At 38.3% G+C, this 22,953-nt stretch carries 17 protein-coding genes; 11 read left to right on the forward strand and 6 right to left on the reverse strand.

Features of this window, described 5'->3' with window-relative positions; translation table 11 throughout:
- The first annotated feature begins 5 nt into the window (after positions 1–5).
- The 5 genes from recN to hydF all read left to right on the forward strand — a co-directional run bounded on the left by recN (position 6) and on the right by hydF (position 5,841).
- Positions 6–1,691, forward strand: a complete 1,686-nt coding sequence (recN, locus tag GCWU000282_RS04015) for a DNA repair protein RecN (RefSeq protein ID WP_023353731.1) — start codon at positions 6–8, stop codon at positions 1,689–1,691.
- A gap of 171 nt (positions 1,692–1,862) precedes the next feature.
- A complete protein-coding gene (locus tag GCWU000282_RS04020) occupies positions 1,863–2,123 on the forward strand; it encodes a TM1266 family iron-only hydrogenase system putative regulator (protein ID WP_023353732.1) in 261 nt (86 codons plus the stop codon).
- Positions 2,113–3,177, forward strand: coding sequence for a [FeFe] hydrogenase H-cluster radical SAM maturase HydE (hydE, locus tag GCWU000282_RS04025; protein WP_023353733.1), 1,065 nt, complete (start codon positions 2,113–2,115; stop codon positions 3,175–3,177). Before GCWU000282_RS04020 ends, hydE begins: the two co-directional genes overlap by 11 nt.
- 25 nt (positions 3,178–3,202) lie before the next feature.
- The gene (gene hydG, locus GCWU000282_RS04030) at positions 3,203–4,651 is read left to right on the forward strand and encodes a [FeFe] hydrogenase H-cluster radical SAM maturase HydG (protein WP_023353734.1); all 1,449 of its coding nucleotides are present in this window, start codon (positions 3,203–3,205) and stop codon (positions 4,649–4,651) included.
- 8 nt (positions 4,652–4,659) lie between these two features.
- A complete protein-coding gene (gene hydF, locus GCWU000282_RS04035) occupies positions 4,660–5,841 on the forward strand; it encodes a [FeFe] hydrogenase H-cluster maturation GTPase HydF (RefSeq protein WP_023353735.1) in 1,182 nt (393 codons plus the stop codon).
- A 239-nt stretch (positions 5,842–6,080) separates the two neighbouring features.
- Here the strand turns inward: hydF and GCWU000282_RS04040 are convergent, their stop codons facing one another.
- Positions 6,081–8,102, reverse strand: coding sequence for a leucine-rich repeat domain-containing protein (locus tag GCWU000282_RS04040; RefSeq protein WP_023353736.1), 2,022 nt, complete (start codon positions 8,100–8,102; stop codon positions 6,081–6,083).
- A gap of 308 nt (positions 8,103–8,410) precedes the next feature.
- On the opposite strand from GCWU000282_RS04040, the gene GCWU000282_RS04045 reads away from it, so the two are divergent.
- The 4 genes from GCWU000282_RS04045 to GCWU000282_RS04060 all read left to right on the forward strand — a co-directional run bounded on the left by GCWU000282_RS04045 (position 8,411) and on the right by GCWU000282_RS04060 (position 14,021).
- Positions 8,411–9,505: a glycerol dehydrogenase gene (locus tag GCWU000282_RS04045; RefSeq protein WP_023353737.1), complete on the forward strand. Its 1,095-nt coding sequence runs from the start codon at positions 8,411–8,413 to the stop codon at positions 9,503–9,505.
- Positions 9,506–9,748: 243 nt separating this feature from the next.
- On the forward strand, positions 9,749–12,436 hold the full coding sequence (gene mgtA, locus GCWU000282_RS04050; RefSeq protein WP_023353738.1) for a magnesium-translocating P-type ATPase: 2,688 nt from the start codon (positions 9,749–9,751) through the stop codon (positions 12,434–12,436).
- Positions 12,437–12,599: 163 nt separating this feature from the next.
- Complete coding sequence (gene efp / locus GCWU000282_RS04055; protein WP_035039509.1) at positions 12,600–13,157, forward strand: elongation factor P; 558 nt, start codon at positions 12,600–12,602, stop codon at positions 13,155–13,157.
- Positions 13,158–13,364: 207 nt separating this feature from the next.
- On the forward strand, positions 13,365–14,021 hold the full coding sequence (locus GCWU000282_RS04060; RefSeq protein WP_035039511.1) for an HAD family hydrolase: 657 nt from the start codon (positions 13,365–13,367) through the stop codon (positions 14,019–14,021).
- Here GCWU000282_RS04060 and GCWU000282_RS04065 read toward each other — a convergent pair.
- A complete protein-coding gene (locus GCWU000282_RS04065) occupies positions 14,010–15,644 on the reverse strand; it encodes a putative polysaccharide biosynthesis protein (protein WP_023353741.1) in 1,635 nt (544 codons plus the stop codon). The two genes, GCWU000282_RS04060 and GCWU000282_RS04065, sit on opposite strands and share 12 nt — an antisense overlap.
- 195 nt (positions 15,645–15,839) lie before the next feature.
- Here GCWU000282_RS04065 and GCWU000282_RS04070 point away from each other — a divergent pair, with 195 nt between their 5' ends.
- Entirely contained in the window at positions 15,840–17,516 is a 1,677-nt protein-coding gene (locus tag GCWU000282_RS04070; protein ID WP_051384127.1) for a S8 family peptidase, read from the forward strand.
- Here GCWU000282_RS04070 and GCWU000282_RS04075 read toward each other — a convergent pair whose 3' ends face one another.
- From GCWU000282_RS04075 to GCWU000282_RS04085, 3 genes are read right to left on the reverse strand one after another with little or no spacing between them, the layout of a single operon-like run.
- The gene (locus GCWU000282_RS04075) at positions 17,517–18,545 is read right to left on the reverse strand and encodes an SPL family radical SAM protein (RefSeq protein ID WP_023353743.1); all 1,029 of its coding nucleotides are present in this window, start codon (positions 18,543–18,545) and stop codon (positions 17,517–17,519) included.
- Positions 18,520–19,122, reverse strand: a complete 603-nt coding sequence (locus tag GCWU000282_RS04080) for a hypothetical protein (RefSeq protein WP_023353744.1) — start codon at positions 19,120–19,122, stop codon at positions 18,520–18,522. Before GCWU000282_RS04080 ends, GCWU000282_RS04075 begins: the two co-directional genes overlap by 26 nt.
- A complete protein-coding gene (locus GCWU000282_RS04085) occupies positions 19,115–21,028 on the reverse strand; it encodes an ABC-F family ATP-binding cassette domain-containing protein (RefSeq protein ID WP_023353745.1) in 1,914 nt (637 codons plus the stop codon). The genes GCWU000282_RS04080 and GCWU000282_RS04085 overlap by 8 nt, the downstream gene beginning before the upstream one ends.
- Before the next feature lie 255 nt (positions 21,029–21,283).
- On the opposite strand from GCWU000282_RS04085, the gene pdxR reads away from it, so the two are divergent.
- Positions 21,284–22,690, forward strand: coding sequence for a MocR-like pyridoxine biosynthesis transcription factor PdxR (gene pdxR / locus GCWU000282_RS04090; RefSeq protein ID WP_051384128.1), 1,407 nt, complete (start codon positions 21,284–21,286; stop codon positions 22,688–22,690).
- A gap of 2 nt (positions 22,691–22,692) precedes the next feature.
- On the opposite strand, the gene GCWU000282_RS04095 is transcribed toward pdxR, so the two are convergent.
- Positions 22,693–22,953: an AbrB/MazE/SpoVT family DNA-binding domain-containing protein gene (locus GCWU000282_RS04095; protein WP_023353747.1), complete on the reverse strand. Its 261-nt coding sequence runs from the start codon at positions 22,951–22,953 to the stop codon at positions 22,693–22,695.

The following is a 22,953-nucleotide window of genomic DNA, read 5'->3' on the forward strand; positions in this document are numbered from 1 at the left end:
GATATATGCTAGAGGGGCTTCACGTTAAAAACCTCATAATAATAGATGAAGCTGAAGTTTCTTTCGGTGAGGGACTAAACATCCTCACCGGAGAGACCGGAGCAGGAAAGTCGGTAATAATAGGCTCAATTAATTTAGCTTTGGGAGCAAAGGCAGGCAAAAATCTTGTAAGGGCCGGCAAGGACTCAGGATTTGTAGAACTGGTTTTTTCGGTAAATGAAGATACGAAGAAAAAGCTTGAGAATCTTGATATTATACCGGAAGAAGGACTGGTTGTAATTACAAGGAAGTTTACAGCTGAGAGAAGTGTAAGTAAGATAAACGGAGAGACGGTTACTCTTTCCAAAGTCAGGGAGGCAGCATCTCTTCTTCTTGACATACATGGACAGACAGAAAATCAAACCTTATTACTTCCTAAAAATCATTTGGAAATTTTGGACAGGTATTGTAAGGAGGAAGTAAAGCCTTTAATCTCAAAGCTTAAGGAGCTTGTTTGCGAGTACAGAGAAAAGGAAAATGAGCTTTTGGAATATAGTGCGGATGAAGCTTCACTTTCAAGAGAGTTGGATTTTCTGAAATACGAGTGCAGCGAGATTAAAAAGGCTAAGCTTGTAAAGGGTGAGGAAGAAGAACTTGATAAAAAAGTCAGAAAATATGCAGCTTCAAGTAAGATAGTAAGTCTTGTAGAAGAAGCCAGAAAAAACCTGTCGGACAGTGATGGAGCGGATGACAGTATAGGCAATATAGTAAGAGCTATGTCAAGGCTTTCGGATGTAGATGAAGGTGCGGAGGAACTTTTAAATCAGATTTCCGAGATAGAAAGTCTTTTAAATGATTTTGAACGCTCGCTTTCGGACTATGCCGATGAGAATGTATTTGACGAAGCTGATTTTATGCAGTCGGAAGCAAGGTTGGATAAAATCAGAGGTATATTTGCAAAGCATGGAGGCTCTTACGAAAGCACACAGAGTTTCTTTGATATTTCGTTAAAACAGATAGAAAAGCTGGAACATTCTTCCGAGTACAAGGGAAAACTTTCTACTGAAGTAGAAAAGCTAAAGAAGCTTATACTTGCTGAATGTGATAAACTTACTGAAGTACGTAAAAAAGCTGCCCTGGAATTAGGGAAGAAAGTTAAGCAGGCTCTTATAGACTTAAATTTCTTACAGGTGGATTTTGGCTTGGAATTTAATAAAACCAAAGACTTTACCTCAAAGGGTAATGATGAGGTGGTATTTAAAATATCAGCCAATCCGGGAGAACCTATGAGGTCAATCTCTGAAATAGCGTCAGGCGGTGAACTTTCAAGAATAATGCTTGCTATTAAGTCGGTTATGGCTGATACGGATGAAATTCCTACTCTTATATTTGACGAGGTGGATACCGGAATCAGCGGAAGAACAGCTCAGATGGTGGCTGAAAAGATGGCTTTGCTTTCGGGCAAAAGACAGCTCATAGCAATTACTCACCTTGCCCAGATAGCGGCTATGGCAGATAACCATTATCTTATAGAAAAGAAAGCTGATGAAACCCATACAGCCACTGATATAAGAAGGCTTGATGAGAACGAAGAAGTAGAGGAGCTTGCAAGAATTTTGGGCGGAGTTGCCATTACAGAAAATGTGATAAATTCTGCCAAAGAAATGAAAAATCTTGCAACAGGGACTAAAATAGGGCTTAAACAGGGTTAAAAAAGATTGACAACTTTGTAACATTTAACCAATATTGTTGAAATCAGAGAACAAACTTTGTATACTTGGTATAAGGAGTTTGTTCTTTTATTTTGTCAATTAACACCTCTACCTTGCAACGGGGGTGTTATCACTTAGTCAGATATATATAAAATAGGAGGAGATGTGAATATGGAAAAAAGAGTTGCACTTTTAAGTATTATTGTGGATGAAAGGGATTCAGTAGAGAAATTGAATGCTCTTTTACATGAGTATGGTGATTACATCATCGGAAGGATGGGTATTCCTTATAGGAAAAGGGAGATAAATATTATCAGCATTGCGTTGGATGCACCGCAGGATACTACTTCAGAGCTTGCCGGTAAGATAGGAAAGCTTGAAGGGGTAAATGTAAAAACCTCCTTCTCAGGTGTAGTTTCCAATGAGGAATGATATTTATTACTTTATAGATAAGCTGAGGAGTGAGCATAGTTTAACCTTGCAGGAATATAAGATTATTGCAGAAAGTTTTAATGAGGCTAATGCAGAGATTTTCAGAGAGGCGGCAGATAAAAAACGCAGGGCTTATTACGGTAACAAAATTTTTATAAGAGGTCTTATCGAAATAGGTAACATTTGTAAGAATGATTGTTATTACTGTGGTATAAGGCGAAGTAACACAAATGCGGAAAGATACAGGCTTACTGAGGAAGAGATACTTTCCTGTGTGGACAAAGGCTATGAGCTGGGTTTTATGACCTTTGTGCTCCAAGGAGGTGAAGACAGTGCCTTCAGTGATGAAACCCTTACTGAGATAATAAAGTATATTAAGGGGAAATATCCTGAAGTTGCCGTTACCATATCTCTCGGAGAAAGAAGCAGGGAGAGTTATTTAAAGCTGAAAGAAGCCGGTGCGGACAGGTATTTACTTCGCCATGAAACTGCGGACAGCAATCATTATGCAAAGCTTCATCCACCTGAGCTTTCTCTTGAAAACCGAATGAGATGCCTTAAAGAATTGAAAGAAATAGGCTTCTATGTAGGCTGCGGCTTTATGGTGGGCTCTCCTTACCAGACCTCGGAAACTATAGCTAAAGACCTTAAGTTTATTGAAGAACTTAAACCTGAAATGTGTGGTATAGGACCGTTTATTTCACAAAAAGACACTCCGTTTAAAAATATGCCAAACGGAAGTGCGGATTTTACCTGTTACCTATTGTCAATTATAAGGCTGATACATCCGCCTGTTCTCCTGCCTTCAACCACAGCGCTGGGAACTTTGGAGAAAAATGGGAGAGAAAAAGGTATACTGGCGGGTGCAAATGTAATTATGCCAAATCTTTCACCGGCAGCGGTAAGAAAAAAGTATGCCTTATATGACAAAAAACTTTGTACGGGAAGCGAGGCGGCAGAGGGGCTCGCGGAATTAAAAGGGAGTATGGCCGCGATTGGCTATGAGATAGTAACTGACCGCGGTGATATAAAATTATCTGAAAGGGAAGAGTAATCTGACCTTAAGAAAGGGGAAATATATGTATAAATATGATGCAAAATCGCTTAAAGCAGAAGAATTCATCAACAATGAGGAAATCCTTGAAACTCTCGCTTATGCGGAGGCAAACAAGGACAATATTGAACTTATCAAAACAATCTTAGATAAAGCCCGTCCTGTAAAAAAAGACAAGGGCTATGTCTGTCAAGGCCTGTCACATAGGGAGGCATCTGTACTTTTAGCCTGTGAAATTCCTGAAATAACAGAAGAAATAAATAAAATAGCAGAGGAAATCAAACTTGCATTCTACGGCAATAGAATAGTTATGTTTGCTCCGCTTTACCTGTCCAACTATTGTATAAACGGCTGTGTATACTGTCCTTATCACGCAAAAAATAAGACTATAGCCAGAAAGAAACTTACTCAGGAGGAAGTAAAGGAGCAGGTAGTTGCTTTACAGGATATGGGACATAAGCGACTTGCTATAGAAGCAGGAGAAGATCCTTTCCACAATCCGATTGAATATATCTTAGACAGCATTAAAACTATCTACAGTGTAAACCATAAAAACGGGGCCATAAGAAGGGTAAACGTAAATATTGCGGCTACAACTGTAGAAAATTATAAAAAACTTGCTGATGCGGGAATTGGAACTTATATCTTATTTCAGGAAACCTACAATAAAAAAAGTTATGAGGAGCTACACCCAACCGGACCAAAGCATGATTACTGCTATCATACGGAGGCTATGGACAGGGCCATGGATGGAGGAATTGATGATGTAGGTCTCGGTGTGCTTTTCGGGCTTGAAGGTTATAAGTATGAGTTTGCAGGACTTCTTATGCATGCCGAACATCTTGAGGCTGTACATGGAGTCGGACCTCATACCATAAGTGTACCTCGTATTAAGAAGGCAGATGATATTGATCCTACAGCCTTTGACAATTCTATTTCAGATGATATATTTGCAAAGATTACAGCCTGTATAAGGCTTGCCGTACCATATACGGGTATGATAGTTTCGACCAGAGAGTCCGAACAGGTCAGGGGAAGACTCCTCAATCTCGGCATTTCTCAAATTAGCGGTGCTTCAAGAACTTCTGTAGGAGGGTATGAAAAAGAAGAACGTGCACATGACAGTGAGCAGTTTGAGGTGTCTGATACCAGAACTCTTGATGAGGTGGTAGGTTGGCTTATGGATAATGGTCATATTCCTTCATTCTGCACGGCCTGCTATAGGGAAGGCAGGACAGGAGACCGCTTTATGGCACTTTGTAAATCAGGTCAGATACTTAATTGTTGCCATCCTAACGCACTTATGACTTTGACTGAGTTCCTTGTAGACTATGCAAGCGGAGAGACTAAGAAAAAAGGATTTGACATGATTGAAAGAGAGCTTGAAAAAATTCCAAATGAAAAGAGAAAAGAAATAGCAAAGAGCAATGTAAAAGATATAATGGCCTCAAACCGCAGAGATTTCAGATTTTAGGAGGTAGTATGGGATTAAACCGGACAGCTACGGCTGAGAGAGTACATATAGCCTTCTTTGGTCTTAGAAATGTGGGCAAAAGCAGCCTTGTAAATGCGGTGACTGGACAGGAGCTAAGCGTAGTATCGGATATAAAGGGAACCACTACAGATCCGGTGAAAAAGGCTATGGAGCTGCTACCTCTCGGACCGGTGGTTATTATAGATACTGCAGGTCTTGATGATGAAGGTAAACTGGGTGATTTAAGGGTGAAAAAAAGTCTTGAAATCCTTGATATTACTGATATAGCAGTCCTTGTTACAGAGGCGGACAGAGAACTGAACGAGCTTGAAAAAGAATTGTTAGAAAACTTTAGCAAGAGAAAAATACCCTATCTCATAGCACTGAATAAATCAGATTTGACAGAAAACAGAAAAGAAGAGGAAAATGAAATCCTTGTAAGCGCCAAAGATGGAACAAATATTTATGAATTTAAGGAAAGACTGGCTAAATTATTCCCTGAATCCAAAAGAAAATACATACTTAAAGATCTTGTAAATAAGGGAGAATCGGTAATTATGGTAATGCCGATAGATGAATCCGCACCTAAGGGCAGGATAATATTGCCACAGCAGGAAGTTTTAAGAGAGCTGCTTGACATCGGCTGTATGGCAATCTGTACTCAGGTAGGTGAGTTAAAAGAATGTTTAGCAGAGTTTGTAAGCCCGCCAAGCCTTGTAATTACCGATTCTCAGGTATTTAAGCAGGTTAGTGATATTGTGCCTGAGAATATAAGACTTACTTCATTTTCTATTCTGTTTGCAAGGTATAAGGGCGGACTTGCCAAGATGCTTGAGGGTGCAGCTCTGTTAAAGAAGCTTAAAGAAGGAGACAGGGTGCTTATCAGCGAAGGCTGTACTCACCACAGACAGTGTGAGGATATAGGTACAGTTAAGATACCGAGGTGGATAAGGGAATATTCGGGTGTCTGTCCGGAGTTTGAATTTACGTCAGGCGGTACATTTCCGGAGAATTTAACCAAATATAAACTTGTGGTTCACTGCGGAGGCTGTATGCTTAATGAAACAGCTATGAAGAACAGAATAGGAAGAGCAGTTAATCAGAAAGTGCCTATTGTAAACTATGGTATGGCTATAGCAGAAATGACCGGAATACTAAAAAGAGCTGTAAGTGTATTTGATACAGACTGATACGGGATTTTATATTTTTGATATTCATATTTCATTCCAATTATTTACGCCATAGGCCACAGATTTCTTATTTCACATAGTGCAGTTGCAAATATTCTAAATTCAAGCCTGTGGTCCGATTACCATATTTCGCAAGATGTTTCGTGAAAAATTTGGGTTTAAATAGAAAAACAGAGGGGAGGCATATTGCCAACCCCTCTGTTTGATGCGGATAATACATTTAAAATCGCTTTTCCTGCTTATTCCGTAATCTTTATACTATCAGGAAGTAAATCTAAGTTAGCTGTCTGATTTATATCACAGGTCAAAGTTTTAAGCTTCTTTAATTTCAACAGTTTGGATATATCGGTGATATAGTTATTGGATATATCTAAACTTTCAAGTTCAGGCATTTTACCCACAAAATTCAAATCTTCAATATGTGAATGTGACACATTAAGCTTCTTTAGCTTAGGGAAGTGGCTTAAGAAATCATTGGCATATTCACCGAAGTTCTCTGTGTTGTATCCCTTATCAAGGTTAAGAAGTTCAGCTCCGCCGATGTCAAGATCCTTAAGAACTTTATTGTCCTTTAATTTACTGATAGAAAGGCTTATGTAACCTGAACCTGTATCCGTCGGTTTAATTCTTATTTTTGTAACCTGAGGAAGAGAGAATACACCTGTATAGTCTCCGTCATGTGCAAGAGTCCCATATCCAAAAGTAAGTGTTCTAAGCTTTGGCAGTTTTGTTAAACATTGTACCATATCCGGTTTTCCTACCCAGCTGTAATCACACAGTTCAAGCTCAGAAAGAGAGTCCATACCTAAAAGCGGCTTAAATGAGTATTGTTGACTAGTTTCATATATAAACAGTCTTTTAATTGACGGCATACCTTCAATTATATTCAAACGACCGGATTCTATATCAACATCACTAAGAGCAGTCAGTTTGTGAAGCTTAGGGAATTTAACATCAAAATTCCAAATATAAGCAATATCCAGATTTTTTAAGCTTGTCAAGGTAGCTAAAGCGCTTGCATCTTTTAAATCACCACAATGTGTAAGTGACAATGATGTGAGTGATATAGAATCTTTCAAACCGTTTAGGTTTATAACAGGACAATATTCTATATCCAGACTCTTTAAGTTTGGCATATTTTTAGCAAAATCAAGAGTTTTCAAATCCTTTACATCATTAAAACGGATTTTTTCAAGCTGAGGCATTCCGGACAGTACATTTAGATGTTCAAATTTTGTATCATAACCGTTTATGTCAAGACTTTTAAGCTTTGTAAGAGAAGAAAGCCCTCCTAAGTCCCAGGTACTTCCTGAATCAAAATTAAGGGAAAGTTCTTCCAGTTCAGGAAAGGATGAAAGGAAGGTCAAATCTGCGGCAAAATCTTTACTTATAGATCTGATATTTAAAGTTTTCAATTTTGAAAACTTCTTTAGTTCCGTTAAATATTCTTCGCCGCCTAAATAATTACTTCCAAGTCCATATATATTTTGGATGTCATAGAAAAGAGGAAGTCTGGTAAGGAGATCACTTGAAGTACCTGTGAAATAATGCAGGTTTTTAAGATTTCTAAAATCTACATTTTCATATTTATCAACAGGACTGATATCGGAGTCACCACTTAAATTTAAGGATTCTAAGCCGGTAAATACCTGCATATCTTCCTCTGTAATGCTCTCTGTACCTTTAACTTTAACGGTCTCAGGGTTAACAGCTTTACCGTATTCCCCCACCTCTTTTGCGTATGTAAATATCCAGGGAGTATCGGAAGTTTTGCTTGAAATACTGCCGGTAGGCTGCCTGTATATTTTAAGGTATTTGATAGAAGCATATTCATTTGATGTAATCTCAGTTACGGATTTGCCAAAAACAGTTTCTACAAATTCCTTAACAGCTTCACTTTCTGGGGTGGTTCGGTATGAGGCAGGCAACAGAGGATTATTTGTATTTGCACCTATATCAATCCTGTCAAACTGTCTAAAAAGCATTGGAATGAGCATAGTAAAAACAACTATAATAGTAATGATAGCAACCAAACCCGGAAGTGCGGGACTGCGTTTTACGGTTCTCGGACTTTCTGTGGTTCTTCTTGTATCTCCAATATGAACTTCCTTTATATTAATAGTCTGATTGATATTGGGCTGTTCTTCTTCAAGCAGGAATCTGGTACCACAAAAAGGACAGGTGGTAAACTTACCTCTCTGATCTTCTTTTATGTCTAAGTTGCCTTGACATTGTGGACATTTCATACTGATGATTTTCATAATAAGCTTTCTCCTTTATTTTGAAAATGGGTAAAATGTTATATTAAAAATAATAATATAAATCTTATAAACTATTATAACCTAAAATTTAAAATTATAAAAGTGCTATAGCATTTTGTAAGAAATATTTTATTATTTTATTATTTTGAAATAAATAAATGGGTAAAGATAGTTTTTTTGCTATATCAAAATAAATATTTGCAAAAAAATAATTAGTGTGCTAGAATAACATTCGGAAAGTATGTTAAAAATTTAACATACTGTTGCCCGAGTTTTTTGTTAACAATTCAATTAAATGGAGGTTTGTTATGGAACTTTTGAGAATGATGCGTGCACCACTTAAGTATGTTCAGGGAAAAGGAGCCTTGCTTCAGTTTCATAAAGAAATGGGGTATATGGGCAAGAGATGGTTGTTTGTCTGTTCCAACAGCGGTTACAAATGTTGCCATACTGATTTGGAAAAGAGTTTTGAGGGTAAGGATGATTACCGCAGATATGAGGTTTTTGGAGGAGTATCCAGTATCAGTGAAATTAAGAGGATGCAGGACATAGTTCAGGCTGATAAAATAGATGCAGTAGTTGCGGTAGGCGGCGGTTCAGCAGTTGATGCAGCCAAGGCAGCAGCCTACTATGAGGGGAAAAGAATAGTTATTATACCGACAGTTGCGGCTACTGATGCACCTTGCACAGGTCTTTCTGTAATATATAATGATGATGGAAGCTTTAATAAATATCTTTTCTATCCACAGAATCCGGATGCGGTTTTAGTGGACAGTGATGTAATAGCCAAGGCTCCTGTCAAATTTTTGATAGCCGGAATGGGAGATGCTTTAGGTACGTATTTTGAGGGAAGGGCTTCACTTCGTACTGAGTCTCCAAGTCTTGAAGGCGGCGGGATCACAAGGGCAGGTATGGCTATTGCAAAGTCTTGCTATGAGACTTTAAGAAGTCATGGAAAGGCAGCTGTTATGGCATGTGAGAACAATGTTGTAACTCCTGCTTTGGATGCGGTTATTGAGGCAGCAGTTTACCTTTCAGGTGTAGGTGCTGATAATGTAAACTGTGCGGCAGCACATTCATTTTATAACGGCCTTACATCTTTGGGAGGACACGATGCCTACCATGGTAACTGTGTAGCCTTCGGTACTTTGGTACAGCTTACTCTTGAGGGAGCCGATAAAGCTGAGTTTGAGGATATTCAGAATTTCTGTCTTGAGGTAGGACTTCCTATTACACTTTCAGAACTTGGCAACTTTACAGATGAAGAAATCCATACTATGTCTAAGAATGCCTGTGTGGAAGGTGAAACTATTCATAATCTGGCAGGAGATGTAACCCCTGAAGAACTCTACTGTGCCATTATTGCTACAGATGCTCTGGGAAAGAAAAGACTGGGTAAGTAATGTGATTTAATGTAAGCATGGCTTTATGGTATTCACAATTGTAGTAACCATAAAGACCATGCTTTATTTTTTTACAGTGTTACAGACATAAATATAGCTTGGGATATCTGCCTGCAAATTATAGATGAAGATGCTGATATTTTTGTTGATTATCAGCCAAAAGAGGTTTATACTCCAAATTAGAGAGTTAGAATAACAACAGATAGTTTTGACACTACCTGCTAAAGGAAGGAGATTCAAACTATGGGATTAATTGATGAGAAAAAAACAGGCTCTGTGTCAAAATCAGAGGGAGTTGAGGCAGAGTTTAGGAGTATTGCGGGGAAAGAAACTGCAGATGTATTTAGGGATTTAAGTTGTAATGAGCAGGGAATAAATGATGATGAAAGAGAGAAAAGGCTTGAAAAATACGGATATAATGACTTATCCGCAAATCAAAAGCACAGCTGGGTATATTTTATTGTTCACAGCTTTACTGATGCCTTTATTATAGTTTTACTTGTTTTATCACTGGTTACCTTCGTTGTAGAAAAAGATGTTGTTTCCGGGGTAATTATTTTATCTCTTGCCTGCATGAGTGCAGTCATTCGTTTTGTTCAGGACTATGGTTCATACTGTGATATGCAAAAGCTTAAGGAAATGGAGCACGATACGGTAAGAATACAGGTTCCAGGTAAAAATGGACTTGAAGTCAGGGAAGTAGCAGTTGAAGAGGTTGTGCCGGGGGATATCCAGTTAATCGGTTCAGGAGATATTGTCTGCGGGGACTTATACCTTTTGGAAAGCAGGGACTTATTTGTATCCGTATCAGCATTTACAGGAGAATCAATTCCTGTGGAAAAGTCTGTGGGAGCAGATCTGAGAAATGTAAATGCGGCAGAACTAAACAATATCTGTCTGGGTGGTTCTACAGTTAACTCAGGAACAGGTATGGGTGTGGTGGTTCGTACCGGGAAAAATTCATATCTTGGTAAAATTTCCTCATCCATTCATACACAGAAGAAAGAAACAGATTTTGACCGCAGCCTTGCAAAAATTACAAAAATACTGATTTCTTACATGGTTATTGTAGTTTTGTTTGTCCTTCTAATCAACGGACTTGTGAAGAAAAACTGGCTGGAGGCTTTTCTGTTCTCAATTTCGGTTGCAGTCGGTATTACACCGGGAATGCTTCCTATGATTGTAAATGGTACGCTTGCAAAGGGAGCTAAGTTCCTTGCAAAGAAGAAAACGATTGTTAAAAATATGTCTGCTATCCAGAACCTTGGAGCGATTGATGTTCTTTGTACAGATAAAACCGGTACCCTGACCATGGATAATGTAATATTGCAAAATTATTATGATATAAATGGGGAAGAATCACATTTAGTACTTAATTATGCGTGGATGAATGCATATTATTCAACAGGAGTAAAGAACCTGATTGACAGGGCGATTTTGTCTTACGGAGAAAAAAATGATGTAAATAAGTATGCGGGCGGTTATGTGAAATCTGATGAGATTCCTTATGACTTTGAGCGACGCAGAATGAGTGTGCTGGTTTCTAACCCCGGAGGGATGCATTTAGAGGATGATGTTGAGGAAGTGTTGCCAAAACCTAATGAAGAGGTGCTGATTACAAAGGGGGCCTTGGAGTCTGTGTTGGAATGCTGCAACCGTATTAGGGTGAAAAGGGAATATACCGATATCAGTTCTGCTGATCTTAATAAAATAAAGGCCTTGGCAGACAGACTAAATCAAGAAGGTATGCATGTAATCGGGGTTGCAGCTAAAAAGAGAAACATTGATGCGCCAACTGCTTTCCGCGCAGAGGATGAAAATGATTTGACTTTCCTTGGTGTAGTTGCCTTTCTTGATCCTCCAAAGCCTGATGCAAAAGAAGCAATACATGGTCTGTATGATGCAGGAGTTCACGTAAAGGTAATTTCGGGAGATGCGCCTGTAGTTGTGGAACATGTATGTAAATTGGTGGGCATGAGGACTGATGGCCAGAATGCCGTAACAGGCTCTGAAATTGAGAATATGAGTGATGAGACTCTTTCATCTGTTGTGGAAAACAATGATATTTTTGCACGTTTATCCCCAATGCAGAAGAAGCGTGTGGTAGATGCACTAAGAAAAAACGGTCACGTAGTGGGCTATATGGGAGATGGCGTAAATGATGCACCGAGCCTTCACGACGCAGATGTAGGCATATCGGTTGACAATGCCACAGATGTGGCGAAGGCAAGTGCGGACATCATTCTCTTAGAGAAGAGTCTGACTGTCATTTTAAATGGTATCTATGAAGGAAGACGAATCTACGGTAATATATTAAAGTATATGAAAATGGCTCTGTCGGGAAATTTCGGAAATGTATTTTCGGTACTTATTGCATCCATCTTCCTTCCATTTTTGCCAATATTACCTCTGCAGATTTTGATTCAAAACTTAATATATGATTTTACACAGATTGCCATACCTTGGGATAATGTTGATAATGAGTTCTTAAAAGGACCTCATAAGTGGAACAGTACCTCTCTTGTATCATTTATGAATGTTATGGGTGGTGTTTCCTCCGTATTTGATGCAATGACCTTCCTGGTGCTTTGGTTTATCTTGGGATACAGTACATTGGGAATGCAGAACTATTTCCAAACGGGGTGGTTCATTGAAGGACTCATTTCGCAGATACTGATAGTACAGTTTATCCGTACGGCAAAGCGCCCGATTATCGAATCAAGGTGTGATGCAAGGCTTGGTCTGGCATCTGCGCTGGGAATTTTAGCCGCAATCGCAATTCCTTACGTATTTGACAGAACTTCCAATACAGTTTTTACCGAGATGCCTGCAGAGTTCTTTGTCTTCCTGATATTAATTTTGGCACTGTACAGTGTTACAATAGAGATTGTAAAGAAGTTGTATACAAGAAAATACGGAGCTTGGTTGTGATTTTAAACTTGTTAGCAGAAATGAAAAATCGTAAAATCGTAAAATTTCTCAGATGTGTATCAAACATCTTGAAATATAGCTGAATCTGTAGTAAAATGAAAGAACGGTGTCCTACGATAATAGGAACTTTAATTTTATGATAAGCTTTAAGGAGGAATTTTTAATGATTTCAGCAGGCGATTTTAGGAATGGCCTTACAGTCGAGATTGACAACAGTGTTTTCCAGATAATTGAGTTTCAGCATGTTAAGCCGGGAAAAGGTGCGGCTTTTGTTCGTACCAAGCTTAGAGATATAAAGAACGGTGGTGTTAAAGAGACTACATTCCGTCCTACTGAGAAATTCCCTCAGGCCAGAATAGACAGAAAGAACATGCAGTATATGTATGCTGACGGAGATATGTTTAACTTCATGGACAATGAAACTTATGAGCAGTTTGCTCTTACCTCTGAGCAGGTTGGAGATGCACTTAAGTTTGTTAAGGAAAATGAAACAGTATCCATGCTTTCTCACAACGGTGTGGTATTCTCAATAGAGCCTCCTATGTTTGTAGAGCTTGATATTACCGACACTGAGCCGGGCTTCAAGGGTGATACGGCTACAGGAGCAACAAAGCCTGCTGTTGTTGAGACAGGAGCTACAGTATATGTACCTCTTTTTGTAAATCAGGGTGACAAGATCCAGATTGATACAAGAACAGGTGAGTACTTAAAGAGAGTATAATAAAATTTATAGAGCTGTCACAGATTTGTGGCAGCTTTTTTGATAGGAAATTTTTACAAAATTTTCTATTCAAAGAACTTTCTGAGGGCATTAAGTTTTCGGTAGGGAAGTTTACCTTATGACACTGTTTACTTACAAAATGTGAAAGTAGGTACTTTTATGCTATATGTAGCTGTGGCAGAGAATTTTGTCTTGAAAGGAGAAATCATGTATAAAGCAGTTTTATTTGATATGGATGGGTTGGTTATAGATACGGAGAAGCATTATCAGAAAGCCTGGATACAGGCGGCAAAAGAGCTGGGCTTCAATATGACGGTTAAGGAGCAGCTATATTTAAGGAGCTGTACAAAAAAATATGCAGAACCGATTATGCAGAAGTTTTTCGGACCGGATTTTGATTATGATAAGGTAAGAGACAGACGAAAAGAAATTATGGATGAGGACCTAAAAAAGTTTGGTATAGAGAAAAAGCCTTACGTGGATGAAATCCTGGATTTTCTGAAAGAAAACGGGATAAAGAGGGCCTTAGTTACTGCGACGCCTGAAAACAGAGCCAGGGAATATCTAAAAGAAACAAAACTTGAGAATAAATTTGACCGGATAATATGTGCGGATATGGTTGAAAACAGTAAGCCTGACCCGGATGTGTATCTATTTGCCTGTAAACAGTTAAATTATAAGCCTTCTGACTGTCTTGCTCTCGAAGATTCTCCAAACGGTGTACATTCTGCCCATAGTGCCGGAGTTGATGTGATTATGGTTCCGGATCTTTCGGAACCTGATGAAGAGTTGTCTAAAATAATATTAAAAAGAGCAGGAAGCCTAAAAGATGTAATAAGCTTCCTGCAAGAATTACCTCATTAAGCGCATTTTTCTGGCAAGCCTTATAAGAGAATGCCCTTTTGGGAAATTCCTAAGTTCTCTCTTGTTCACCCCTTTTAACAGCAATTCAAATACAAAGAAAACAAATACTCCGATAGGCAGGGCTACAGCAAGTCCTAAATAATATCTCTTGGTAAGGTTAAGCACCAGATTATAGGAAAAATATACTGCGACTCCCATAATAAGGGAGGCTATCGTTGGTACAATAAAGGTTTTGAAAATTTCAATCCTGATTCGCAGTTGGATTCTTATTATAAGCCAGCTCAATGCTATGACTATGACCGGCATCAGCATACCTCCGAGTATAAGGGCAAATACAGAGAGGTCGGTGTACATAAGCAACAGATAGGTAAATATGATATCTATAAGCATGGCAATTAAATTTAATATTACAGGTATCATCATACTGTAAATACTCTGTATTATGGTACAGAATAAGATGGAAACAGTGTAAAGGGTGATTGTAAAAGAACCCACCAGCATTATTTGTCCGATAATCGGATCGGTATCCCCGAAAAGCAGCCTTATAATAGGACCGCCAAGCAGACCTAAGCCTACAGTTGAAGGAATGGCAATTATAAGATTGAACTTCAATGCCATCCTGACCTTCTTTCCGACTTCCTTTCTGGTGCTTAGGACATTGCCGCGTACAAGTGAAGGTATGGAGGCAGTGGTAATTGCGCTTGTAATACCCATTACAATATTGCAAAGCAGGAGAAATTTGCCTTCATATATACCATAAAGTGAGGTATAAGTTTCCTTTGCAACTCCCTTGAGATTAAGGATATTATTAAACAAGGTCATAGAGATTATTCCGTTGCTGCGCACCAGAATCTGGCTAAGCATTACAGGTACGGAGGTAGCCAGTATAATCTTTATGAGCTTTGGCATAGCTTCCGGATCTCCTCTGTCTTTGCGTCTCTGTCTTTTAAGGACAGGGATATTGACAAACAGCAGGAAACTGATAAAAAGGAGCCCAAAAAGTGCTCCGATAAAGGTACCGGTAACACCGCCGGCTGCTCCGTATGCGGCTATATTTACAGAGGCACTGTGAGCCTTCGCAAATTCAAAGGCTGCCCAGACACTTACGATACCGTTTACTATCTGTTCAAAGAACTGTGAAAGGGCGGTTGGAACCATAGTTCCCTTTCCCTGGAAAAATCCTCTTACCACACCGAGAACAGCACTTACAATCACTGTTGGGGCAAGTGCTCTTAAAGGTATCTGAATGGCAGGATTTGCAAACAGATGAGTGGATATATATCCCGCTCCGAAGTAAACTCCTGCAGATAAAAGTCCGCCTGAGACTATTGCAACTGTCAGAGCACCGAAAAGTAATTTAAGGGAATTGGTGTATTCCTTCTTTGCGGTTCTTTCCGATACAAGTTTTGATACAGCCATAGGCATACCGTAAGAAGAAATAATAAAACAAAAATTATATATTTCAAAAGCATAGCCATAATAGCCTATCCCCTCATTGCCAAGTATTCTGGCCATAGGAACTCTGTATACAAGCCCTATAATACGGACAAGTATGGAAGTAACAGCAAGTATACTTCCTTGAATCAGGAAATTATCAGTCTGTCTTTTTTTCTGTGAACTCATTATCTATCTCATTTCTTAATTCTAAGTTTATACATAGTCTATTCTACCTTTTTTTGTGAAGGATATCAACTTTTTTTAATTATGACTTTTATATCACTTAAAAGTTAGAAAATAGACAAAAATATGACTTAAATATAAGTTAAGATGTAAGCTAGGGGTAAAAAACGATGGTTGGGAAATCTTAAGGAGGAATGGATGAAAATAAATAAAATATTATTTGCCGGAATACTGGGATTCAGTCTTTCCATCGTGGCTGTTGCAGGTACGGAGAAAAATATGATTTATGCACAGCAAAAGGAAGTGGTGTATAAGGCATTTGCTGAAAAACTGACTTTCAGTGATAAGTACTTTAATTATCAATGGGGAATGGATAATGACGGAAGTCTTAAATACAGTGAGCAGGTGGGAGGGAAACTGATAAAACAGCCTGTAACAAATGTAGAGGCTGAAAAAGATGTGGATATAGACCTTCCTGAGGTGAGGGCAAAATATAGCGGCGGAAGTAAGGAGGTTATAGTTGCCATCATAGATACCGGTGTAGACTATAATCATGAAGACTTAAAAGATGTACTCTGGGTAAACAAGGGAGAAATTCCCGGAAACGGCATTGATGATGACGGGAACGGTTACATAGATGATGTAAACGGCTGGAACTTTTATGATGAGAACAATATACTGTATAACGGTAAAACAGACACGCATGGAACTCATATTGCAGGTACAATAATAGCTAATATTAATTCGACAGGTATAGCCGGAGTAGCAGGAAACAGCAGAGTAAAGATAATGGTTATTAAGGCACTCGGAGGTGATGATGAGTCAGGATTTACCTCAGGAATAGTAGATGCAATACATTATGCTGAAAATATGGGTGCCACAATTTGTAATTTTAGTTTTGGTACTGAGAATACGGATAAATACATGGAAGAAGCTATCAGAGACTCAAAAATGCTTTTTGTAGTTGCCTCAGGTAACGGAGATGCAGATACGGGTGAAGGGTACAATATTGACACAAAACCTATGTATCCCGCATCTTATGGCTACGATAATATTATTTCTGTTGCAAATCTACAGGCAGACGGAAGGCTGCATATAAGCTCTAATTATAGTTATAATGCGGTGGATATTGCGGCACCGGGCTCGAGAATATTAAGTACGATTGATTCAGAGACTTTTAGCAGCGGTTATGCTTCAGGTAAGCTGCCTACTCCCTATGCCTATATGACAGGCACTTCTATGGCAGCACCCTTTGTAGCGGGAACAGCGGCCCTATTATACTCAGAGTTTCCGGGGATTACACTTTCTCAGGTGAAAGAGTCGATTCTGAGCGGAGTAAAGAGTCTTCCGTTACTTGCCGGTAAGGTGGTTACGGGAGGAATGCTCAGTGCTGACAGAGCATATACCTATGCTTACAATAATTATCAGAATTTTTTGGCTGCCAACAAAAAAGTTGAGGAAGCTAAGAAGGCAGAGGAAATCAGAAAAAGGGAAGAAGCTAAGAGGGCAGTAGAGGCTAAGAGGGCAGAAGAAGCCAAGAAGGCTAACGAGCGAAAGAAGTCTAAGGCAGCTTTGGGGAAAACAAAAAAAGATTCTAAAAAGACCTCTAAAGGCAAAGCACCTTCAATTAAATTATCACTTACCAAAGCCGGGAAAATCCGACTCAAGGTAAGTGATAAAGACAAGGATATCTTATTGGTAAGATATACAGCAGGGCATAAGAGCTTTTCCTATTTTAATAAAGGTAAAAAAGGAATTAAGCTGGCTCTGAACACAAAGAATGAGAAAATTCTTAAGCTGAAAAAAGGAATTTATACATTTTATGCAGTTGACAAAAAGGGGAATAAAACTATTCGTGTAGTATCTATAGAATAGCTATTCCCAGGTAAATATTTTTGACTTATCTATATATTTCACTGACTGAGTTATAAGAAATTCAGTCAGTTTTTTATTTTCATCAGAACCATAAGAATAAACTCCGTTTTCTAAGATGTAAGGATAGTTTAAGATTACGGAGTTTTCACGTTTTTTCCGCATTTTAGACAGGAAATCTTTGGAAGTCCTGAAACTGCCTATACTTATATCCCGGAGAGATGAAGCAGGAATTTCGTTAAAAACCTTATCAAGCATATCGCTGTATAGAATTTCCAAATTCGGAACTTTTAGTATAGGATCAAAACACAGTCTCAGACTTAAATTAAGTTCTGAGGTTGATTTTACAGCTTTAAGCCTGCTCTCAAAACTTGGAGTCTTATGCTCATATTTATCTGTAATCTCAGAAGGGGAAAGTGTCCAGGCAAAGATAAAGTTTTCAGGAATAATAAGTCCTTCATCAATATATTTTTTTATAATACCTATATTGGCACTCTTGGTACGGCATTCCACTGTCAGAGCTTCATGCTTTGCGGTATACTCTATGAATTCCTTCACAAAGCCTGTAAATCCTTCTAAAGCAAGCAAATCCGTATCGTAGGAAATACAGATGTATACAGGATGTCTCTGCAATAATTCGTCCAGCTCCTCAAAGATATCCTCTATATTTACAAAGATTACTATATTTGCAGAAGGATACATTCCGGATAGATAACAGTATTCACAATCATAGTAACAGTTCATTATAAGTGAAGTATAGTAAAAATGCTTATTGCCAAAATTTTCACAAACAGGTGCACCTTCATATATAAGTCTGCCTTCCTTTTTGGCTAGGATTAGTGAAGGAGAATGTTTGGCAAGCAGGAGATTTTGCCCTGACGGTGTGAATACATCTTTATAATGGATAATATCAATAAGCTGACTGCTTTTAAAATTAGCAAGGATTTCCTGTACCTTGGGATTGTTTTTAACTTTTTCTTCTATGTAAATATGCGAAAAAGGCTTGTTAAGACAGTCTTTGTCTGAGGGCATTTAATATCTCCTTTCTAAGCAGTTTTTTGTTTGGCTTATTTTCTATATCTGCCTCAATTTCATTTATAAGAGTTTCTAAAACTACATTCGAGAGAAATGCATATTTTAACAAGCCGTTCAATATAACAATTTCTGAAACTGTAAAGCTGTATTCTGCGATAAAATCAAGATAAAATGAAGTTTTAAGGAAGGCTTCAAAGGCAGAGGAAGTTTCTGTGGTCTTAATTACGTTTTGGGCTGAAACTATATTCTCTGCACAGTTTATAAGTGAATTAATGCTGTAGCCGAGGTAATTTTCGCCGATATCAGGAGATTTTTCTAAGGCTTCAAATACAAAAATATTTTCATAGGCAAAACTCTTTTTTATTTTTTCATAGGATTCATAGACTTCATCAGAGATATATTCACCTTCCGCACAGTGAAAATTTCCGTATAAAGCAGGAAAGAGAAAAGAGCTTTTATCCTTTCGCGATATTTTATTTATCAGCCTTACATCGGTAATTTCTTCATAATCAATCGGAGGGTTTATCATAATGACAGCCCCTCCGCTTATATTAAATATTTTTATATCAGACATTTAAGGATAACTCCTCCCAACGTTCCAAAAGGCTTTCAATTCGCTCATCATTGGCGGTTTTTTGCTTGTGAAGCTCCATAAGCTTGCCTACATCGGAAGCAATAGACGGCTCTGCAAGTTTTTCTTCAAGTTCGGTATTTTCACTTTCAAGTTTTGCAACCTCATCCTCTATTTTTTTCAATTCATTCCCGATTTTGCGAAGTTCCTTTTGTTCTTCTTTCTGCATCTTCCAGTTCTGCCTGTTTGCAGAGTTTTCAGCCTGTTCTTTTTCCTCGTAAGCGGTATTTAATAGGGCAGCTTCAATAGTTTCCTTCTTTTCTAAATAATAATCATAGTTTCCTATATAGTTAAGAAGCTGTTTATTTGTTAAGTCAAGGATTCTGGTAGCGGTTTTATTTATAAAATACCTGTCGTGGCTTACATAAAGCACTGTGCCTTCGTAATTATTCAGGGCATCTTCAAGGATTTCCTTGGATGTAATGTCAAGGTGGTTGGTAGGCTCGTCAAGCAGAAGGAAATTTGCTTCTGAGAGCATAAGTTTTGCAAGGGACACACGTCCTTTTTCACCGCCTGAAAGTGAGCCAATCAGCTTAAATACATCATCTTTGTTAAACAGAAAGCTTGCAAGTACATTTCTTATTTCTGTATTATTTAAATATGGATAAGCATCAGATATTTCATCAAAAAGGGTTTTACTTAAGTCAAGCACCTGATGCTCCTGATCGTAGTAGCCTATTTCAACATTTGTACCAAGTTTTACATTGCCCGAGTCGGCAGGCAGAATTCCGTTTATTATTTTAAGCAGGGTGGTCTTACCGGTTCCGTTTCCGCCTATGATGGCAACTCTTTCCCCTCTTTTTATTTCAAAATTTATATTTTCAAATAAAACTTCATCAAAGGACTTTGTTAAATTTTCCACATTTAATACGTCCTTACCGCTTTCCTTATGAGGCTTGAGGGATATTTTCATAGAAGCATCAATTTCAGTCGGTTTCTCCACTTTTTCTATCTTATCCAGCATTTTTTCACGGCTTTCAGCCCTTTTAATTGACTTTTCACGATTAAAAGAACGGAGTTTGTCTATTACCGCCTCCTGATGAGCTATTTCTTTCTGCTGGTTAAGGTAGGCTTTAAGTTCAGCCTCTCTTAAAGCTTTTTTCTTATTGGCGTAGTCGGTATAATTTCCCATAAAGGTAGTCGCTTTGCAGTTATTAAGTTCAATTATTTTCTCTGCGACTCCATCAAGAAAATATCTGTCGTGGGCAACTATAAGTACAGCTCCGTTAAAATTCTTAAGATAGGTTTCAAGCCAGCCTATAGCCTTCATATCGAGGTGGTTGGTAGGCTCGTCAAGCAGGATGATATCAGGCTTTGAAAGCAGAAGCCTTGCAAGATAGGCTCTGGTTTTCTGACCTCCCGAAAGAGTGTTTACCTTGCGGTTAAAATCCTCTTCATCAAAGCCCAGTCCTTTTAATATTCCTGTGATTTCACTTTTGTAGGCATAGCCGTTTTTAAGTTCAAATTCATGTGTAACCCTTGAATAATCCTCGTAGATAGCATCAAGAGCAGCACCTTCCGCCTGCTTCATTTTTGCTTCAAGGCTTCGCATCTTATCCGAAAGTTCAAGGATATCTTTTTTTACTTCCAGCATTACATCGAAGATGGTAAGCTCAGTATCTATGTTTTGGTGTTGGGCAAGATAGCCGATGGTAGCTCCTTTTGCAAGGAAAACCTCTCCGCTGTCGGCAGACATTTCATTCATGATTATCTTTAACAGAGTTGATTTGCCTGCTCCGTTTATACCGACAATTGCAGCTTTTTCACGTTCATTTATATGAAAACTGACCTCTTTAAGCACAGGTCCGGTTACAAATTCTTTTGAAATATTATTGCAGGATAATACCATTATTTCCTCCTAATATGGGATAATGTTAAAATCAATTTGTATTTACAAAAATACCTAAGTTTATATTCTACTACAGAATGGCATATAAGTGCAAGTGAGTGGTTTTCTTTGAATAAAGGGCTTGATTATGCGAGGATATTATCTTAAGATACAATTAAAAGGGTGAACATCCGGATGAAATTTATGTAGAAAAGAAAATTTAGAATTAAACAGACAATATTAAGATTTTACAAGCTTATGATTAGAGGAGAAAATATGCTTACAGTAGAACTTGACCATAAAAGTAAAATACCCTTGTACGAACAGCTTTATCGTAAAATACGCTCTCTGATTTCAGAAGGGGAACTGGCAGACGGACAGAGACTGCCCTCTGAGAGGGGGCTGGCCTCAAATCTTCAGATAAGCAGAAATACGGTAACTCTTGCCTATGAACAGCTTTATGCGGAAGGATATGTGGATGCGCGTCCTCAGAGCGGTTACTATGTGAATAAGATAGACAGGGTAAATAATGAGGGAAGTCTTAATTTTTCCGATATCAAAAATGAGGAATCAAGCTTAAATAAAGAGTATGAGTATGATTTTTCTCCGTTTTCACTTTGTAAGGAGAGCTTTCCATATAAGATGTGGGACAGATTATACAGACAGTGCCTAAGAGACGGCGGAGAAGAGCTTTTTAACCTTGGAGAGCGTCAGGGCGACCTGAAGTTAAGACAATCAATAGCCAGATATCTGTTTGGCTACAGAGGTTTGGTGATAAAACCTGAAAATATGATAATCGGAGCCGGTACCGGCTATCTGTTACAGATATTAGAGCATCTCCTTGATGAAAAATGCTGTTTTGCTATGGAAAATCCGACCTATATGCAGGCTTATAAAATATTTTCTTCGTTAAACAGAAAGATAGAACCTATAAATCTGGATGAGAGCGGACTTAAGGTAAATGAGCTTTATAATACAGAGGCTAAGGTAGTATATCTTACACCTGCACATCAGTTTCCCACAGGTGTGGTAATGCCCATAGCAAGACGTAAAGAATTGCTTGGTTGGGCTTCGAAGGAGAAAGACAGATACCTAATTGAAGATGACCATGACAGTGAATTCAGGTATAAAGGACTTCCGATACCTCCTATGAAGGCGATAGATACACAGGATAAAGTTATATATCTGGGGACATTTTCAAGAACTATAGCTCCGGCGATAAGGATTGGTTTCATGGTACTGCCCGATGCCTTGCTTGAGGTATATAGGAAAAAACTTTCCTTTTTAGCCTGTCCCGTGCCAAGGATAGAACAGGCTGTGCTTACAGAATTTATCACGGGCGGGCACTATGAGAGACATATAAATAAAACCAGGAAAATATACAAAACGAGGCATGATTCCCTGATTATAGCACTAAGAGGCTTTGGTGACAAGGTAAGTTTCATAGCTGAAAATGCGGGTATGCATCTAGCGGTCAGCTTTAATCTTGAAATTACAGAAGAAGAACTTATAGAACAGGCAGAAAGTGTGGGAATTAAGATGGTTGGACTGTCTAATCACAGGATAGACAGGGTAGATGGCAGAGAGAAATCACCTATCATACTTATAGGCTATGGTAATATAAGTGAAAATAAGATTAAGGAAGGAATGAAGATTTTAAGGAAAAAACTTATTGATTTATAGGCTTACATAAGCCCCGCAATTTTTGACAATTCAATTATGGATTTTTTAGAAATCCTGTTTCCGTAATATTCAAAATAGTTATTGTCATCATCTATATTGCCAAAAATATCGGGATTGATTTGCTTTCTTATAATAATGTTATTGGCACCTGTTATTATTTCAAGTTCTTCCGAATCATTTATATTTAAACTTTTTCTGAGATTTGCGGGAATGGTTATTCTGCCAAGCTTATCAAGCCTGCGGGTTAAGACTATATTTTTCAC

It is taken from the genome of Catonella morbi ATCC 51271, assembly GCF_000160035.2.
Lineage (GTDB): Bacteria > Bacillota > Clostridia > Lachnospirales > Lachnospiraceae > Catonella > Catonella morbi.

What these genes read in the sequence shown, in the direction of transcription:
- recN (WP_023353731.1), top strand. Translation starts at nt 6, where the DNA reads ATGCTAGAGGGGCTTCACGTTAAAAACCTCATAATAATAGATGAAGCT.
- GCWU000282_RS04020 (WP_023353732.1), top strand. Translation starts at nt 1,863, where the DNA reads ATGGAAAAAAGAGTTGCACTTTTAAGTATTATTGTGGATGAAAGGGAT.
- hydE (WP_023353733.1), top strand. Translation starts at nt 2,113, where the DNA reads ATGAGGAATGATATTTATTACTTTATAGATAAGCTGAGGAGTGAGCAT.
- hydG (WP_023353734.1), top strand. Translation starts at nt 3,203, where the DNA reads ATGTATAAATATGATGCAAAATCGCTTAAAGCAGAAGAATTCATCAAC.
- hydF (WP_023353735.1), top strand. Translation starts at nt 4,660, where the DNA reads ATGGGATTAAACCGGACAGCTACGGCTGAGAGAGTACATATAGCCTTC.
- GCWU000282_RS04040 (WP_023353736.1), bottom strand. Translation starts at nt 8,102, where the DNA reads ATGAAAATCATCAGTATGAAATGTCCACAATGTCAAGGCAACTTAGAC.
- GCWU000282_RS04045 (WP_023353737.1), top strand. Translation starts at nt 8,411, where the DNA reads ATGGAACTTTTGAGAATGATGCGTGCACCACTTAAGTATGTTCAGGGA.
- mgtA (WP_023353738.1), top strand. Translation starts at nt 9,749, where the DNA reads ATGGGATTAATTGATGAGAAAAAAACAGGCTCTGTGTCAAAATCAGAG.
- efp (WP_035039509.1), top strand. Translation starts at nt 12,600, where the DNA reads ATGATTTCAGCAGGCGATTTTAGGAATGGCCTTACAGTCGAGATTGAC.
- GCWU000282_RS04060 (WP_035039511.1), top strand. Translation starts at nt 13,365, where the DNA reads ATGTATAAAGCAGTTTTATTTGATATGGATGGGTTGGTTATAGATACG.
- GCWU000282_RS04065 (WP_023353741.1), bottom strand. Translation starts at nt 15,644, where the DNA reads ATGAGTTCACAGAAAAAAAGACAGACTGATAATTTCCTGATTCAAGGA.
- GCWU000282_RS04070 (WP_051384127.1), top strand. Translation starts at nt 15,840, where the DNA reads ATGAAAATAAATAAAATATTATTTGCCGGAATACTGGGATTCAGTCTT.
- GCWU000282_RS04075 (WP_023353743.1), bottom strand. Translation starts at nt 18,545, where the DNA reads ATGCCCTCAGACAAAGACTGTCTTAACAAGCCTTTTTCGCATATTTAC.
- GCWU000282_RS04080 (WP_023353744.1), bottom strand. Translation starts at nt 19,122, where the DNA reads ATGTCTGATATAAAAATATTTAATATAAGCGGAGGGGCTGTCATTATG.
- GCWU000282_RS04085 (WP_023353745.1), bottom strand. Translation starts at nt 21,028, where the DNA reads ATGGTATTATCCTGCAATAATATTTCAAAAGAATTTGTAACCGGACCT.
- pdxR (WP_051384128.1), top strand. Translation starts at nt 21,284, where the DNA reads ATGCTTACAGTAGAACTTGACCATAAAAGTAAAATACCCTTGTACGAA.